Genomic DNA, 16,553 nt, shown 5'->3' with positions numbered 1-16,553 from the left:
GAATTTAATGAACTTTGAGCTGTCAAAACCTTTGGCACGCGAGTTGCTTTAAGGAGTTTGTACTGGGAGAGAACTTTAATGATTCGCAACGCACTCATAGCACTCTACATCTTGGCAGTTCTAGCAATCTCTGCTGTGTCGCGCGCTGAATCCCAGATTGTTTTTGAGCCTAAACGTCCTGCGGGACCCGTTATTCAGCCAATCACTGTGGACCCCCTCCCTGGTTTTGGTGCCAACGGGCCTTGCAAGACGAAGCTAAGTTTCGGTACTAGAGAAGTTAGTAAATAACTTCGATACCATTGGATGTCTCAGTCCACCCCCTCCGGACTGGGACATTTTTTTTAATCCCTTCAAAAGCCTCGAAAGGACCCCCTCCCAACGAGGCTTTTTTTTGCCCGGAATTCACGGAATAACAGAGCCGGCAAATCAGCCGATTCGCAAACACATCGCCATTTCAAAATGTACTCAAAGTTATTTCTATTGTCCTAAAGATACAAAGGTCTGACGGACACGACGTCCGTCAGCAGCAGGAGCTCGAGGACAGAGTCCTCGATTGTCAGGATGCAGAGACCCCTGCGGACCTCTACTCAACGCGCTTAATCTTCGCGCCCAAGCTTTGCAGTTTCGCCTCAAGATTTTCGTAACCGCGATCCAAGTGATAGATACGACCGACGGTCGTGTCGCCCTTAGCGACCAAGCCAGCAAGCACCAACGAAGCACTCGCACGCAAGTCCGTCGCCATCACCGGAGCTGCCGTCAAACCATCAGGCTTTCCGCGAACAACGGCCACACGAGTTTTCGGTGTGATATCCGCGCCTAAGCGAATCAATTCTTGAACGTGCATGAAGCGATTTTCAAAAATCGTTTCACTGATAACGCTCGTACCATTAGCAACTGTCATCAAGGCCATGAACTGAGCCTGCAAGTCCGTCGGGAAAAGCGGGTGAGGAGCCGTCGTAATATCCACAGCTTCCCAAGAGTTCGCCTTCATCACAGTAAGTGACGTTTTACCTTGTTCAATTTTAAATCCGGCTTCGCGCATTTTGAGAACCAACGCCTCAAGGTGAGCAGGAACACACTTCTCAACAGTCACTTCGCCTTTTGTAATCGCACCGGCGATCAACAATGTCCCTGCCTCGATACGATCTGGCATAATGGAGTGTTCTGCAGGCTTCAGCTGATCAACACCTTCGATCGTGATGATGCTCGTGCCGTGACCTGTGATCTTCGCACCCATCTTGATGAGGTATTCTGCTAAATCAACGATCTCTGGTTCTTTCGCTGCGTTTTCAAGAATGGTTTTACCCTTTGCAAGGGTTGCCGCCATCATAACATTTTCAGTTCCACCCACAGTGGTGGTTTCAAAAAGGATCGTTCCACCTTGCAAGCGCTTCGCGGCTGCGTGAACGTAACCTTCTTTCAAAGTGATCTCAGCACCGAGGGCTTTCATACCTTCTAAATGCAAATCGATCGGACGGGTTCCGATCGCGCAACCACCAGGCATTGATACAACCGCCTCACCGTATTTCGTGAGGATCGGACCCAAGCAAAGAATGCTGGCTCTCATTTTACGAACGAGATCATAATGTGCTTCGATGGATTGAAGCTTATTCACTTTTACACGGAAAGTACTGCCATCACGACGAGTCTCGCAACCGAGGCTCTCAAGCAATGCCGCTGTAGATTCGATGTCTTTCAAATCAGGAACGTTTGTGAATACGTGCTCACCCTCAGCTAAGAGCGTCGAGAAGAGGATTGGTAACGCCGCATTCTTTGCACCACTTGTGTGAACAGTTCCATGCAGGCTTGCTCCGCCTGTTACTAACATCTTATCCATTTTTTACCCCTCTGATGACGCGATCAAGACTCGCAAGATCTTTGATGACATCCACTTTGTTGAAAACACCTAACCCCTCGAAGTGAGTTTTCATCGCTGGTCCTTGAGACATTCCCATTTCCATTAAAACAATGGCTTTGTCTGAGAGAAATGAAACATATTTTTGTGACCAATCGAGGAGAAACTTTAACCCATTTTCAGGGGCGAAGAGAGCGATTTCTGGTTCGAATTTTTTCACGTTTTCTTCAACATCTTTATCGTCCGTCGCAATATACGGCGGATTCGAAACCAAGATGTGAATTTCCGCTGCTCCCGTAAAGTCCCGTACTGTGGCCAGAACCTGGTCCACGTTCGCAGCATCGCTATGAGCGAAACGGACGCGATCTGCTACTCCCAAGGCTTCAGCATTGGCTTTCGCGACTTCAAGAGCCTTCTCAGAAGTATCTACTGCTACAAGCTTTGCATTCGGAAGTTTTTTAAGAAGCGTCAGACCGATTGCTCCAGAGCCGGAGCCCAAATCGACAATGCTATAGATGGCATCTTTATCTTGAGCCCATGCAATTGCTGACTCAACAATGTGCTCCGTCTCGGGACGTGGAATGAGCACGGCAGAATTAACGATAAAGTTATAACCAAAGAAATATTTTGAACCCAAGATATAAGCGACAGGCTCGCCCTGAACGCGACGACGAACAAGTTCGCGGCACGCAGCAAGTTCTGCATCCCCCAGAGGTTGATCAAATTTGAGGTAAAGTTGCATGCGCTCAAGCTTCAGGCCATGCGCCAAAAGCAATTCGGCATCGAGACGAGGAGAATCAATGCCTTTTTCTTTAAAGAATTGGGTGGTTTTATCCAGAACTTCTTTTAGCTTCATTACCCTGCAGAGGTCTGTTGTTTCAATGCCTCTGCTTGGAAGTTAGCAACGAGTGGATCAATCAGCAACTCAAATGCGCCGCCCATGACTGAATCCAACTGATGGATCGTCAAACCGATACGGTGGTCCGTGATGCGAGTCTGAGGGAAGTTGTAAGTACGGATACGCTCAGAGCGGTCTCCGGTTCCGATTTGCTCAAGACGAGCGTCGGAAGCTTGCTTACGGTTCTTTTCATCTTCGATTTGCTGAAGTTTAGCGTAAAGGATCTGAATTGCGCGCTCACGATTGGACGACTGTGACTTACCCTCTTGGCACTTCACATCAAGGCCGGTTGGAATATGCACAACGCGGACTGCAGACTCAGTTCTGTTGACCGACTGACCACCAGAACCTTGTGAACGCATCGTCTCGAACTGCAAGTCGTTCATGTTGACTTTGATGTCACTGATTTCAACTTCAGGAATGACCGCAACGGTTACAGTTGAAGTATGAATACGCCCCGCAGCTTCTGTTTTAGGAACACGTTGAACGCGGTGAACACCAGATTCGAATTTCAATTTACTGAAAACAGAAGTGCCGGAGATCGTCGCGATCACCTCTTTAGCGCCGCCCACGTTACCTTCAGAGAAGGACATCATTTCGACTTTCCAACCCTGGGTAGAAGCATAGTGCACGTAAGCGCGGAAAAGCTCATCGCAGAACAAAGAAGCTTCATCACCACCGGCACCCGCACGGACCTCGAGGATGATGTTCTTGTCGTCGTTTGGATCTTTGGGAATCAACAAGATCTTAAGTTGCTGTTCCAACTCAGGGATCGCAGCTTCGAGTTCTTTGATTTCTTCACGGATGAGCTCACGCATTTCGTTGTCGGTCTCAGCCGTCATCAACTCTTTGCTGGCCTTCAAGTTTGCAGTTTTCGTTTTGTAGTCACGATAAACCACAACGATCTTTTCAAGATCTGCCAACTCTTTCATGTAAGCGCGATATTGCTTCTGATCAGAGGCAATATCGGGCCTTTGCAGTTGGAGATTTACCTGCTCATAACGGGATTCGACTTCAGCAAGTTTTGAAAACATCTTTCATGCCTCTGGATTGAAGGAGTCTGTGATCAAATCGGAAAAACGAAGCTCAGAAAAAACAAATGCGGCCTCATTGTGGGCCGCATTGCTATGCAGTAGCCCTCCAGCAGATTGCGGAGGTTTGCGTATTTACTTCTTGCCGTATTTCTTTTTGAAACGATCGATACGACCTTCTGTATCCATCACACGTTGCTTACCAGTGTAGAACGGGTGAGATTCAGAAGAGATCTCAACTTTGATCAAAGGATATTCTTTACCGTCTTCCCATTTTACTGTCTCTGCAGAGTGCAAAGTGGAAGTGCCCAAGAAGCTGAAATCACAAGAGATATCTTTGAAAACAACTGTATTAACTTTTGGATGAAGATCTTTTTTCATGACCTAATTCCTTCTAAATATTGAATATTATTGGCCGTAAGGCTCAGTTTTGTAACATAGGGGGCCAAGCGATGTCTATCAGAAATCGCTAATTTTTTAGGCTTTAGCCATCGAAGGAAAAGGCATTTATAATCAATAGCTTATGGATTTTTGGCGTAGTTCACCATGCCCTGAAAATCAACGACGACAACGGGCTCATCACCCACAACCCAAGCATCATGCCCCGGAGGCAGAACCGAGACATCGCCCGCACGACATTGATAGGTTTCACCCGTGTCCATGCGAACCATCAAAACTCCTGAAAGATGATACTGAACATGGGCCGCCTCACAGCTTTTTGTTTTGGCAATAGGCTGAACATCTTCGGACCACTTCCAACCCGGTTCAAAAGTTGCGCGGCCGACCATGCGGTCTGCCACTTCGATCAGTTCGATGTGTCCATGGGGAAAATTTCTTATTTCCTTGGGCTTCTCGAAGCTTTTAATTTCAACGTTCGAAACTTCCATAGGCGGTGGAGCTCGTTGGGGTTCTTTTTCAACTTCCATAGAAATCTCCTTCAAGAGGTATTTAAGAATATCTTTCCCGTAAAAAAGCACCGGAGTTTTCTGGGGTTTGGTTTTTTTCATCGCAATCAAAACAGTTCAAACCTGGCGCTTTCACGACATCATCAATAAATAAAAAAGCCGCTCACGGATGAGCGGCTTTCTATTCTTAAATCTGTTTTTGTTAGCAACTAACCGTTGCCTGACATGGCTTTCAAGAAATCGCCATTTGTTTTTGTAGCTTGTACTTTGTCGATCAAGAATTCCATCGCGTCGATAGGATTCATTGGCGCCAAAACTTTTCTCAAGATCCACAAGCGATTCAAATCACCCTTGTCGATCAGCAAATCTTCTTTACGAGTGCCGGACTTATTGATGTCCATGCAAGGGAAGATACGTTTTTCCATCAGCTTACGATCCAAGTGGATCTCGGCGTTACCCGTCCCTTTAAACTCCTCGAAGATAACCTCGTCCATACGAGAGCCTGTATCCACAAGCGCTGTTGCGATGATTGTCAAAGAGCCGCCTTCTTCGATATTGCGAGCAGCACCGAAGAAACGTTTTGGTTTGTGAAGGGCATTCGAGTCAACACCGCCCGACAAGATCTTACCAGATGGTGGAACCACCGTATTGTAAGCACGAGCCAGACGCGTGATAGAATCAAGAAGGATCACAACGTCGTGTTTGTGTTCTACGAGACGTTTTGCTTTCTCGATAACCATTTCTGCAACTTGAACGTGGCGAGTTGGTGGCTCGTCAAACGTAGACGAAATCACTTCGCCTTTTACCGTACGTTGCATGTCAGTCACCTCTTCCGGACGCTCATCGATCAGAAGAACGATGAGCTTCACTTCAGGGTGATTTGTTGTGATCGCATTCGCGATATGTTGCATGAGAACTGTTTTACCCGTTCTTGGCGGAGCAACGATCAGAGCGCGTTGACCTTTACCAAGTGGCGCCATCAAATCCACAACGCGAGTCGTGTTATCAGCTGGGTTGTGTTCAAGTCTCAAACGCTCATTTGGATATAGAGGCGTCAAGTTGTCGAAAAGGATTTTGTCTTTACCTTTTTCAGTCGTCTCGAAATTGAGAGAGTCGACTTTGAGAAGTGCAAAGTATCTTTCGCCGTCTTTTGGTGGGCGAACTGTTCCTGTCACCGTGTCGCCGGTACGAAGACCGAAGCGGCGAATTTGTGATGGGCTTACGTAGATATCATCCGGACCCGGAAGATAGTTGTAATCTGGTGAACGCAAGAAGCCGTAACCATCTGGCAAGATTTCAAGAACGCCAGAGCCATAGATGTCCTGACCGAGCTTCGCAGCGCGCTTCAAGATTTCGAAAATCATATCCTGACGGCGCATACCGGCCGCATTTTCGATTTTCAATTTTAATGCAAGGTCTGTGAGCTGTTGGATGTTTTTAGATTTGAGGTCTTTCGAGTTGAGCCAGCTTTTCTCCTCGTCACTCAGATTGATATCTGCGAGATCAACTTCGATATTGTTTTGGTTAGCTGCTTGCTCGTCTTGAGGTCCAAGATCTTCATTGCGAGGTCCGCGATCGCGGTTTTCATATTTCTGGAAATTATCACGGCGTTGTCCGCCGCCACCTTGCTGATGTCTGTGTCCGCCACCGCCGCGGTTGTCACGATTGTCTCTGTTTTTATTATCAAATCTGCGATGTTGATTACTGTTGCGATCACCACGGTCACCGCCACCACGGTTGTCTCGATTATCACGGTGTTCGCGATGTTCTCTTTGTTGTGGAGATGGGTTTTCTGACGGGGTATTTTCAGTTGGAGCAGATGCTTGAACTGGAGCTTCTGCGGCAGGAGGTGGTTCAGCGGGTGCTTCGGGTGCTGCTTCTGGAGCGGCAGCTTCGGTGTCGGCTTTTGCCTTAGCACGGGTAGGACGCTTTTTAACAACCTCAACGTTTTGCGAATCTTTTGGGTCTGACAAACTTTACTCCTTAGTATTCGATTTTCAGATATATTTTGAAATATAGATTATTTTTAAATTTATGAATGAATTTATGTGTTTAGGTATCGTTTGAGATACAGAATTGGGCTCAGGGTTTGAGCTTTGATATTATTTGAGTTCCCTTTCAATTTGGCGAAGGGGTCTAGTTTTGTCAACGGAAAATCCCGTTACGACTTCTGTCCGCAAACATCTAAAATCTGTTCTAAGGTCTCTTTTTGTTTAGACTTTTTCACGTCTTTTCAAATAGATAGCCTATTTATGAGACGATCAAAGTGAGACTTTGAACTCCACAAAATTCCCGAGAACCCAACCGGCCTACAGTTTTTGCGGACAAAAACCGATATTAAATACACACACTTAGCCTAGGAACTACCAAAGGAGATAAATGTGGACACAGCAAAACAACCAGCTCCACGGACGCCTCTATATTTAGAGGTTGGTTTTAAGAGAAATTACGCCCGTGAGGAAGTGAGAGGCACGTTGAAGAACATTAGCCTTTCAGGAGCATTCCTCGAATTCCGCGGAGAATCTTTCCGTGCGAATGAAAAGCTTCATTTACGATTCGTAGTGAGCGGTCGTGAAAGAAAAATTGCAGCAGCCGTTGTCTGGTGCAACTCACTTGGTTGCGGGATCAAGTTCATGCCTACGAACAATCGCGATGTTCAAATTGTTGATGATTTAATTTACTTCGTTGAAAACAATCGTGACGGTCGTCGCGATGTTCTCGACAAGATCTTTAAAAAAGTATCTTAAGAATTAAGCTTCACCTTAATGAAATAAAAAAGGGTCCCTGAGGACCCTTTCTTTTTTTGAGCTTAGCCAACTTGTGTATCTTGGATGGCTTGTTCCAATTCTTTCTTACGGCGTCTTCTCATAATCATGAAGAGAGCCAGGGCCACGGCAAGGACTGCACCGCCGGCCAATGTTGTCATCTGATCATCCTCGAGAGGACTTGCACCAGCGCCTTCTTCAGGCTTGTGCTGTTTCGCCATTGGCGGTGGCGGAGGAGGTGGCGGAGCCACAGCTTCAACCGGTGGTGGTGGAGGTGGTGGCGGAGCCATCTCGTTTGCAGCCATGTCCGCAGGTGGAGGCGGAGGTGGCGGCGCTGCCATGTCTCCCGGCGGTGGTGGTGGCGGCATTTCTGCCGACGGAGCCGGAGGAGCAGGTGGCATTTCATTCATTGGCGGAGCTGGAGGAGGTTGAGCGGCTGCAACTTCAGTTTTCGGAGCTGCGGCTACCGTTCTCCAGTACTTAATCTGTGTACCTTCATCCAACGCGCCTTTAGATTCAAAATCATTTGTAGCATAAAGTTCTTTCCAGCCCTGTTCAGAACCGAAAAGTTCCTTTGCCACTTTCTTCAAGTTATCGCCGCCTTTAGCGATATACACTTCAGGGGCGATACCACTGTCAGCGTAATAAGTAAGAACTTGTGTCTCATCATCAGGACGGTGTGGGGAGTTGTAATAAACTTTATCGCCCACTTTCAACTTACGGCCCTTGATCGATGGATTCATCTTTTTCAATTCGCTGGCTTTTTCAGTTCCATAGATCATTGAGCTCACACTCGCCCAAGAATCGCCCTCACGAGCAACGTAAACCGTGTTCAAGATCTTGCCGCCTTCTTTCCATGGAGTGTGTTCGACTTTGCGGTAAGAAACTTGTGGCTTCGGAGCTTCTTCTGCCGGAGTTTCCACAGAAGCTTTGCTGCTTGCATGTTTCGTTTCGTGAACAGGCTCGCTGGTCTCCATCACCGGAGGAGCGTTTTCAACGACTGAATCACCCAACGTATCTGGTGGAAGAGTGTCTACAGCAGGAGGTGGCTCTGCTGGAGAAGACTCAGCCAAAGGATTGTCTTCGATTTGGGGAGCAGCTGCTGTGTCTGGCGCTGGAGGTGGAGCATCGCCAAGTGCATCTTCTGGGAGCGCGTCGTTGTTGGAGAGTGAAGCTGAAGAGTCATCGGCTGCGATATCAAGGCTTTGTTCGCCTTCAACTTTTTCGACTTCTGCAGAGTCTGCGGCCGCTGCATCAATGGCCATTTCTTCGCCGCCGTCCTCTTTCGAGTCTTTCGACGTGCAGCTCGTGAGTTGAAGAACTCCTAAGCAGGCGAGAATTACAACAAACTTTTTCAACATATATTCATCCTTGATTAATGCGCTGAAACGTTCTGTTTCAAAAATAATCTATCTTGATTTAAACATAAGAATAGAGCCTTGCAAATAATTTATGCCCGGACCTAGTTGAAGGGCGAAGCCATCTAGACTATTGTCGGCGCATAGAAAATTGAAACTTCTGACCTAGTTTTACTTTGTTTTTTGCGAACCAACCTTTGTTCATCTCGAGCGCGTACATCGCAGGCTTCGCACTTGGATATGACGGAGGTCTAGTTTCCATCATGCTGGTCGCTTTCATCTCTTGAATATCGATGAGCGTTTTATCTTTATCGAAGTAACCAATACTTAAGTCTATGTAGGTGTTCTTCATCCAGAAGTAACGAGTGTCTTCTTCGCCAAAGATGAAAATCATTCCATCATTTTCAGGCATGCTGTTTCTGAACATTAAGCCATGCTCATGTTGTTCTGGTGTTTCCGCGACTTCGACGGAAATAGTTTTTCCAGCAAGCGTGATTTTTTCTTTCTTAAATGTGACGTCCTGTTTAGCCTCTGGCATTTTTCCGGCAAAAGCACTGGACCAGATCAGAAAACTAGCGGCGAAGAGCTTCCAAGGCGACACCATATCGCACTCCTTTAATTGAAACCTTCATGGAAGGTTTATTTAACTGCAATAAGAATTGATGAAGAATGGTTGCGCCGACAAATAAAACGTCTGCACGTCCAGCTTCAATTTTGTATTTATCAATCTTTTCCTGGATCGTGGTATTGGCAAGTGTGTCGCACCACTTTTTAAGTTTGTCCTGATCTAAAATGAACCCGTGAACTTTATCCGGATCAAATTTTCCGCCAAGCTCGGCAACGGCAAGCGCCGATGGCGTCCCCGCAACCGCGAGAATTTCTTCCGCCGGATATTTTTTGATTTCGGGCATGATCGTGCGAAGCTGTTCGCCAACTGCTTCTTCGACAAAGAGTCTTTCTTTCTGCGATAGCGGCTGAGCTGTAATATATTTCTCGGTCATACGCACGCAGCCGATATTAAGGCTCTTTGAAAAATGAAGTGTATCTGTGTTACCAACAATAAATTCCGTCGAGCCGCCACCCACATCAATCACAACACAGTTTTCTTTGCCTTGAATACTGCCTTCTGTCGCTCCCGCAAACGTAATACGTGCTTCGTCTGCACCTGGGATAATTTCAATAGGAATGCCGAGGTCTTCGCCGATCTTAAAAAGCTCTTTGCCATTTGAGGCATCGCGGGCCGCCGAGGTCGCCATGGCGAGAATGCGGTCCACACCGTGACGATCGATTTCTTTTTTGAACTCCGTCAGACAGGTCTTTGCTCTTGCAAGAGCCTCCGGGTGAAATGCGCCCGTCCTGTCGACTCCCTGACCCAAGCGAACGACCTTTGCCTGATCTGAAAGGACTCTTTTGATCCCGGATTTGTCGCCTTCGACAATAAGACAAAGAAAAGTATTTGTGCCAAGATCAAGGGCTGCGACTTTCATAACTATCCGTTCAGTTTCTTTTGTAGAATTTGGTTAACCAACTCAGGATTTGCCTGTCCCTTCGAAGCTTTCATAATGGCACCAACGAAGAATCCAAACAAGTTTGTCTTACCAGATTTATAGCCCGCAACTTGCTGTGCGTTCGCTGCAAGGATTTCATCAACGATCTTTTCGATCACCGCCGGATCTGATACTTGCACCAGGCCTTTTTCTTTGATGATGGCTTCAGGCTCTTTTCCGGTCTTCCACATCTCAGAGAAAACCGTTTTAGCGATTTTTCCAGAAATAGTGCCCTTATCAATCAGCGCAATCAACTGACCCAGTTGCGCCGGCTTAATTGGCGATGCCGCGATTTCAAGCTTACTGTCGTTTAACTCGCGAATCACTTCAGTCATGATCCAGTTCGCGCTGCTTTTAAAATTCTTACTGACTTTTGCAGTTTCTTCGTAGAAATCCGCCAAATCTTTTTCTGAAGTAAGAACTTCGGCATCGTGTTCTGGCAAACCATGAGCAGAAACAAATCTGTTCTTTCTCGCAATCGGAAGTTCCGGCAACTCTGCTTTCATTTTACTGATAAGCTCATCACTCACGACAAGTGGCAATAGATCTGGGTCCGGGAAGTAACGATAGTCTTGTGCTTCTTCCTTGCTTCGCATGGTGAAGGTTTTATTTTTATCCGGATCCCACAGACGAGTTTCCTGTACTACTTTTTCGCCCCGCTCAACAACATCAATCTGCCTTTCGATTTCATACTCGATAGCTTTTTCAACAAAGCGGAATGAGTTGATGTTCTTAAGCTCTGTTCGAGTTCCCAACTTTGGATCACCGACCTTGCGCACGCTCACGTTACAATCACAGCGCATGGAGCCTTCTTCTAAGTTTCCATCGCAAACGCCGAGGTAGCGCACAATCTGACGAATCGTACGGCCATACTCAGCAGCCTCTTGTGGCGTATGCATATCAGGACCAGTCACCACTTCAAGGAGCGGAATACCTGCACGATTGTAGTTAATCATCGTGAAGTCGCCCAAGTGACTTGATTTGCCGGCATCTTCTTCAAGATGAGCTCGCACAATTTTCACTGTTTTAGTTTGATCACCGACTTTGAAAGTGATGGTGCCATTTTCGCAAATTGGCTGATCGTACTGCGAAATCTGATAGCCTTTTGGTAAGTCAGGATAAAAATAGTTTTTACGCGCAAAAATAGATTTTTTGCGGATGTTACAACCAAGAGCTAAGCCCGTCTTGATTGCAAACTCCACAGCGCGTTTATTTATTACAGGCAAAGTCCCGGGCATTCCTACACTGACAGGCGAGGTATTTTCGTTATCGCCAGCATTAAATTGAGTGCCATCCGCGCAAAAGATTTTGCTGGCAGTGTTTAGCTGAACGTGAATTTCAATGCCGATAACGGCTTCATACCCTCTATACACTTGGAGCCTTGCCTTTCACGGAAGAAGCACCTTCCAATGCGTAGCCGACGTTCAGCATTCTTTGCTCGTCGAAATGAGCTCCCGTCAGTTGCACGCCAATAGGTAAGCCATCGGCTGACATTCCAAATGGAACGCTCATGCCCGGCAGGCCCGCTAAGTTTGTAGAGGTTGTGAAAATATCATTTAAGTACATCGTAAGTGGATCTGAAACTCGTTCACCAATTTTAAAAGCAGGTGACGTTGTCACAGGACTTAGGATGACATCACATTTTTGGAAAGCTTCGCGGTATTGATTCATGATCATGCGGCGAACCTGTCCGGCTTTATTATAGTAAGCATCATAATAACCGCTAGAAAGACAATACGTCCCCAGCATAATTCTGCGTTTGACTTCCTTGCCGAAGCCTTCGCCACGGGTTTTTCCATAGAACTCTTCAAGATCAACTGCTGAAAGATTCGGGAACTCCGCGCGGTATCCATATTTTACACCGTCATACCGAGCAAGATTGCTGGACGCCTCGCTCGCGGCCACGAGGTAATACACAGGAACTGCGAACTCTGTCATGGGAACAGACACTTCAACAAACTCAGCACCTTGAGATTTTAGTGCGCTGATTGCTTGATCCACGGTTTTTTGCACATCGGGATGCAAACCACCTTGCATGTATTCTCGGATCAAACCGATCTTCATACCTTTTACATTGGCTGTGAGGTCTTTGCTGTAAGCAGGAACTTTTCTTTGTGACGTTGTTGAGTCCATCTCATCATGACCACTGATCACTTCGAGAGTTAGCGCCGCATCTTTAACAGAGCTCACCATCGGTCCCGCCTGGTCTAACGAAGATGCGTAGGCGATAATACCATAGCGGCTGACGCGGCCATAAGTTGGCTTCACACCGACAATCCCGCAGAAACTTGCAGGCTGACGAATCGATCCACCGGTATCTGTGCCCAAAGTTCCTGCACATAGACGCGCGGCTTGTGCCGCCGCCGAGCCGCCGGAAGATCCACCGGGAACACACTCGAGATTCCATGGGTTCTTAGTCACACCATAGAAAGATGTTTCATTCGAGGAGCCCATCGCAAATTCATCTTGATTCAATTTCCCCGTAATAACGATTCCAGCTTTTTTTAAGCGCGCAACGACTGTTGCATCATACGGAGGAACAAAGTTTTGTAGAATCTTTGATCCAGCATTTGTGACAATGCCTTTTGTGCAAAACATTTCTTTAATACCAAATGGAACACCAGCCATCGCGCCGATATCCTCGCCCTTTGCGATACGCGCATCAATAGCTTCGGCCTCTTTGAGTGCATTACTATTCAAACTTGTGTAAGCATTCAATTTTGGATTGAGGCTCTCCGCACGCTTCATGAACTGAGTCGTTACTTCTTTGGCGCTGGTTTTCTTTAACTTAACCGCGTCTGCAATTTCTGTGATGGAGGCGTTAATCAAATCCATTTTATTCCTTAGACGACTGGTGGAACTTTGAACAGGTTGCCGGCTTTCGCTGGTGCATTGGCTGTCATTTCTTCCGGAGTGAATTCTTGCTTTACAACATCTTCGCGCCAGAACTCTTCGATCTCTGTCGGAGTCACAAGTGGCTCAATACCTTTTGTGTCAATTTTCGAGATCTGTTCAAAATGGCTGAGGGCTTTGCCAAGTTGCTGGCTGTACTCGTTGGCCTCGGATTCTGAAATTTCAAGCCGAGCTAATTTTGCGATATGTTCAATGGTCTTTTTATCGATCATGTTGGGGCGCTCCTTAGGGCAGGTGCAAGTATCTAAACTAGTCAAATTCCCTTTCACAGTCAAACCGCCTCATGGTACAAATTCACTCATGTCAAAGAAACGTCACGAAGAACTTAAGAAGATCATTGCCGAGCACGACTACAACTATCACGTTCTCGATAAACCAGTTATTTCTGACTATGACTACGATCAACTCTACTCAGAACTTCTTAAGCTTGAAGCGAAAGAATCTGGACTAGACCTCAGTGACTCTCCTTCGCAACGCGTGGGTGGCGCTCCACTGGGGTCTTTTGAAAAAGTCGCTCATCGGCGCCCCATGCTCTCTTTGGCAAATAGCTATTCTCCAGAAGATATCGTCGACTTCGATGAACGTGTGCGTAAATTTTTGAAGAGCGATAAGAAAATTGAATACTTCGCTGAGCCGAAGTTTGACGGCCTTTCCATGGAACTCGTATATGAAAATGGGACTATGGTTCGCGCCATCACCCGCGGAGACGGTACGACCGGCGAAGATGTGACTCAGAACATCCGTACGATCAAAAGCATTCCTTTGAAACTTAAGACGACAAAACCGCCACGCTTGCTTGAGGTGCGTGGCGAAGTATTAATGTTTAAGGCCGACTTCGCAAAACTCAATGAACAACAACAGGAAAACGGCCAGCAGACATTCGCAAATCCTCGCAACGCAGCTGCAGGAACAGTTCGGCAGCTCGATTCAAAGATTGCGGCCTCTCGACCATTGCGTTTTTTCGCTTATGCCCTTGGCGAAGTCGATGGTGTTGAGTTCGAGAACCAATCAGATATCGGTGAATACTTTGCAAAAGTTGGAATTCCCACTGCGCAGACGCTGAACCCAGAGCTCGTCCGCATTTGCGACAGCGCTGAAGAAGCTGTCGAATATTATCACTTTATCGAGAAAGATCGCCCCAAACTTGCCTTTGATATCGACGGAATTGTGATTAAAGCAAACTCCATCCGGTTGCAAGATGACTTGGGCCTTGTTGCCAGAAGTCCGCGCTGGGCGACGGCTGCAAAGTTCAAACCTGAACAAGCAGAAACGGTTGTTGAAAGCATCCACGTCCAAGTCGGCAGAACCGGCGCACTGACTCCCGTGGCAATCATGCATCCGGTTCGCGTCGGTGGCGTGACAATCACAAATGCAACTTTGCACAATCAAGAAGAAATCGACCGTAAAGACGTGCGTGTCGGTGATACAGTGATTATTCAGCGTGCGGGTGATGTGATCCCTGAGGTGGTGGAAGTTGTTTTATCGAAGCGCCCAAAGGGCTCCGAACCTTTCTTGATCCCGAGCAAGTGTCCTGCCTGCGGGAGCCGCGTTCAGAAATTGGAAGGCGAGGTTGTTACTCGCTGTACGAACCCACTTTGCATCGCCATCGTAAAAGAGTCTCTGAAGCACTTCGTTGCTCGTCGTGCGATGAATATGGATAAAATTGGCGATCGCCTGATTGAAACACTGGTTGATGAAAAGCTTGTCACCAAGTTCAGCGATCTTTTCCGTCTTAAAAAAGAACAGCTTTTAGCCCTTGAGCGCCAGGGTGAAAAGTCTGTGGAAAACATTCTTAAGAGCATCGAGCATAGCAAGCATACGACTCTGGCTCGATTTATTTTTGCCCTTGGAATTCGTTTCGTCGGCGAGCAAACAGCAAAGCACGTAGCCGATCACTTCGTGACCGTTGAAAACTTTATCGGGGCGAAAGAAGAAGATCTCTTACAAGTGCCGGAGATTGGTCCGAAGGTCGCAAAGGCCATTCTTGAGTGGCTCAGCAATCCAAAGCTCGTTAAAGATATTAAAGAAATGATGGCTCTTGGTGTCCAGCTCGAGGCACCAAAGCGCTCAACCACTGGAAAGCTTTCGGGTAGCAGCTTCTTGATCACGGGAACTTTGCCGGTCAAGCGCGATGACGCGAAAGATTTTATTGAGCATAATGGTGGTAAAATTCTTGGATCTGTTTCTTCAAAGTTAAATTACCTTGTTGTCGGCGACGACCCTGGTTCTAAACTTGAGAAAGCGCAAAGCCTCGGAGTGAAAGTGATCTCCTGGGAAGAGCTTCAGGCGATGGTGTAGATATGGCAGATAAGACAGTTCAGTACGGTCCTTTAACTCCGCAAGAGCTCGATAGCTTCGTACGCGAACTTCAGCTAAAAAATATTCCTTTTGAAATTCAAAAAGACGAAGATGCTGAGAAGAAATTTAGCTCCAATAATTTCTCAAACCTCGTTAATCAAGTGGAGTATCGGACAGAACAATATCTTGGCCAGATTTTCTACGTCACCTTGGCAACCAAAGATCTATCAAAGATTTCTAAAACTCTGGAGCGCCTTGGCTTTCCAACGGAGTTACCGGAATTTCCAAAAGAGCTTGAAACGGATACAAGCGAAGATGTCTTTGTGCGCGCAAAGGCAGACAAAACAAAATTCAAGCGCCGTATGGTGGCCTGGATTCTTTTTATCGGTGTGCTGAGCTCGATCTTAATTGGTGGAGCTATGCTTTTTTTAGGTCAGTCTTAAGCTTCGCATAGACTGCCGTATCACGATAGCTTCCGGCACGCAGAGTATCTTGGCGAAGAATGCCTTCAAAGGTATAGCCATTTCGAATTGGAACTGATGCCGATTTCTTGTTGTGAGGATCGCAACGAATCTCAATGCGATGAAAACCCATTCCAAAGAATTCTTTTTCTAAAGCCTGCAAAGCTGATGTGATAAACCCTTGGCCTTCATATCTTTGATGAATCCAGTAACCGATTTCACAGCGATTATGGTCCCATTGAATATTATGAACGCCCATCGCACCGATAAACTCATCCTCAGCATTAAATATTCCGTAATCGAAGAGTTTGCCGGCATCCCAATCCTTGAGACATTCGCCAACATACCAAACTTGATCTTCAACGGACTTCGAAGCATCCACCCAGGGCAGAAATTCACGCAAACGCGTGCGATCACTATCGACACATTCGAAAGCAGAATAAACGTCTTTGATGTTTCTTCGTTTAAGTAGGGCGTGGGTGAGTGGAATTTTCGATGGCGGAAATACTTTTTCCATAGCTT

The 16,553-nt window shown here is 46.7% G+C and carries 17 protein-coding genes; 4 read left to right on the top strand and 13 right to left on the bottom strand.

Features of this window, described 5'->3' with window-relative positions; all coding sequences use genetic code 11:
* Positions 1 to 78 precede the first annotated feature (78 nt).
* Complete coding sequence (locus JSU04_02480) at positions 79 to 288, top strand: hypothetical protein (GenBank protein MBS1969143.1); 210 nt, start codon at positions 79 to 81, stop codon at positions 286 to 288.
* Positions 289 to 583: 295 nt separating this feature from the next.
* Here the strand turns inward: JSU04_02480 and murA are convergent, their stop codons facing one another.
* The 6 genes from murA to rho form a co-directional block, all read right to left on the bottom strand.
* Positions 584 to 1,837: a UDP-N-acetylglucosamine 1-carboxyvinyltransferase gene (murA, locus tag JSU04_02475; GenBank protein ID MBS1969142.1), complete on the bottom strand. Its 1,254-nt coding sequence runs from the start codon at positions 1,835 to 1,837 to the stop codon at positions 584 to 586.
* On the bottom strand, positions 1,830 to 2,711 hold the full coding sequence (gene prmC, locus JSU04_02470; protein ID MBS1969141.1) for a peptide chain release factor N(5)-glutamine methyltransferase: 882 nt from the start codon (positions 2,709 to 2,711) through the stop codon (positions 1,830 to 1,832). Before prmC ends, murA begins: the two co-directional genes overlap by 8 nt.
* Positions 2,711 to 3,787: a peptide chain release factor 1 gene (gene prfA, locus JSU04_02465; GenBank protein ID MBS1969140.1), complete on the bottom strand. Its 1,077-nt coding sequence runs from the start codon at positions 3,785 to 3,787 to the stop codon at positions 2,711 to 2,713. Before prfA ends, prmC begins: the two co-directional genes overlap by 1 nt.
* A 132-nt stretch (positions 3,788 to 3,919) precedes the next feature.
* Entirely contained in the window at positions 3,920 to 4,165 is a 246-nt protein-coding gene (locus tag JSU04_02460; protein ID MBS1969139.1) for a type B 50S ribosomal protein L31, read from the bottom strand.
* Between the two features lie 140 nt (positions 4,166 to 4,305).
* Entirely contained in the window at positions 4,306 to 4,710 is a 405-nt protein-coding gene (locus JSU04_02455) for a cupin domain-containing protein (protein ID MBS1969138.1), read from the bottom strand.
* A 188-nt stretch (positions 4,711 to 4,898) separates the two neighbouring features.
* Complete coding sequence (gene rho / locus JSU04_02450) at positions 4,899 to 6,662, bottom strand: transcription termination factor Rho (GenBank protein MBS1969137.1); 1,764 nt, start codon at positions 6,660 to 6,662, stop codon at positions 4,899 to 4,901.
* A gap of 408 nt (positions 6,663 to 7,070) precedes the next feature.
* Between rho and JSU04_02445 the strand changes: the two genes are divergently transcribed.
* The gene (locus tag JSU04_02445) at positions 7,071 to 7,436 is read left to right on the top strand and encodes a PilZ domain-containing protein (protein MBS1969136.1); all 366 of its coding nucleotides are present in this window, start codon (positions 7,071 to 7,073) and stop codon (positions 7,434 to 7,436) included.
* 62 nt (positions 7,437 to 7,498) lie between these two features.
* On the opposite strand, the gene JSU04_02440 is transcribed toward JSU04_02445, so the two are convergent.
* The 6 genes from JSU04_02440 to gatC all read right to left on the bottom strand — a co-directional run bounded on the left by JSU04_02440 (position 7,499) and on the right by gatC (position 13,484).
* Entirely contained in the window at positions 7,499 to 8,815 is a 1,317-nt protein-coding gene (locus JSU04_02440) for a LysM peptidoglycan-binding domain-containing protein (GenBank protein ID MBS1969135.1), read from the bottom strand.
* A gap of 127 nt (positions 8,816 to 8,942) precedes the next feature.
* Positions 8,943 to 9,416: a DUF192 domain-containing protein gene (locus JSU04_02435; GenBank protein ID MBS1969134.1), complete on the bottom strand. Its 474-nt coding sequence runs from the start codon at positions 9,414 to 9,416 to the stop codon at positions 8,943 to 8,945.
* Complete coding sequence (locus tag JSU04_02430; protein MBS1969133.1) at positions 9,385 to 10,299, bottom strand: Ppx/GppA family phosphatase; 915 nt, start codon at positions 10,297 to 10,299, stop codon at positions 9,385 to 9,387. Before JSU04_02430 ends, JSU04_02435 begins: the two co-directional genes overlap by 32 nt.
* Before the next feature lie 2 nt (positions 10,300 to 10,301).
* Positions 10,302 to 11,732, bottom strand: a complete 1,431-nt coding sequence (gene gatB, locus JSU04_02425) for an Asp-tRNA(Asn)/Glu-tRNA(Gln) amidotransferase subunit GatB (protein MBS1969132.1) — start codon at positions 11,730 to 11,732, stop codon at positions 10,302 to 10,304.
* Entirely contained in the window at positions 11,725 to 13,194 is a 1,470-nt protein-coding gene (gatA, locus tag JSU04_02420) for an Asp-tRNA(Asn)/Glu-tRNA(Gln) amidotransferase subunit GatA (protein MBS1969131.1), read from the bottom strand. The genes gatB and gatA overlap by 8 nt, the downstream gene beginning before the upstream one ends.
* 8 nt (positions 13,195 to 13,202) lie before the next feature.
* Positions 13,203 to 13,484: an Asp-tRNA(Asn)/Glu-tRNA(Gln) amidotransferase subunit GatC gene (gene gatC, locus JSU04_02415; GenBank protein ID MBS1969130.1), complete on the bottom strand. Its 282-nt coding sequence runs from the start codon at positions 13,482 to 13,484 to the stop codon at positions 13,203 to 13,205.
* Between the two features lie 88 nt (positions 13,485 to 13,572).
* Between gatC and ligA the strand changes: the two genes are divergently transcribed.
* Together ligA and JSU04_02405 are read left to right on the top strand one after the other, a co-directional pair.
* Entirely contained in the window at positions 13,573 to 15,570 is a 1,998-nt protein-coding gene (gene ligA / locus JSU04_02410) for an NAD-dependent DNA ligase LigA (GenBank protein MBS1969129.1), read from the top strand.
* Between the two features lie 2 nt (positions 15,571 to 15,572).
* Complete coding sequence (locus JSU04_02405) at positions 15,573 to 16,013, top strand: hypothetical protein (protein ID MBS1969128.1); 441 nt, start codon at positions 15,573 to 15,575, stop codon at positions 16,011 to 16,013.
* Here JSU04_02405 and JSU04_02400 read toward each other — a convergent pair.
* Positions 15,988 to 16,548 (bottom strand): GNAT family N-acetyltransferase, encoded by a 561-nt coding sequence (locus JSU04_02400; protein MBS1969127.1) that lies wholly within the window; start codon positions 16,546 to 16,548, stop codon positions 15,988 to 15,990. The two genes, JSU04_02405 and JSU04_02400, sit on opposite strands and share 26 nt — an antisense overlap.
* Positions 16,549 to 16,553 lie beyond the last annotated feature (5 nt).

Source organism: Bdellovibrionales bacterium, from assembly GCA_018266295.1.
In the GTDB taxonomy this organism is placed as follows: Bacteria; Bdellovibrionota; Bdellovibrionia; order Bdellovibrionales; family Bdellovibrionaceae; genus JACMRP01.
This window is presented reverse-complemented; position numbering and strand designations above follow the sequence as displayed.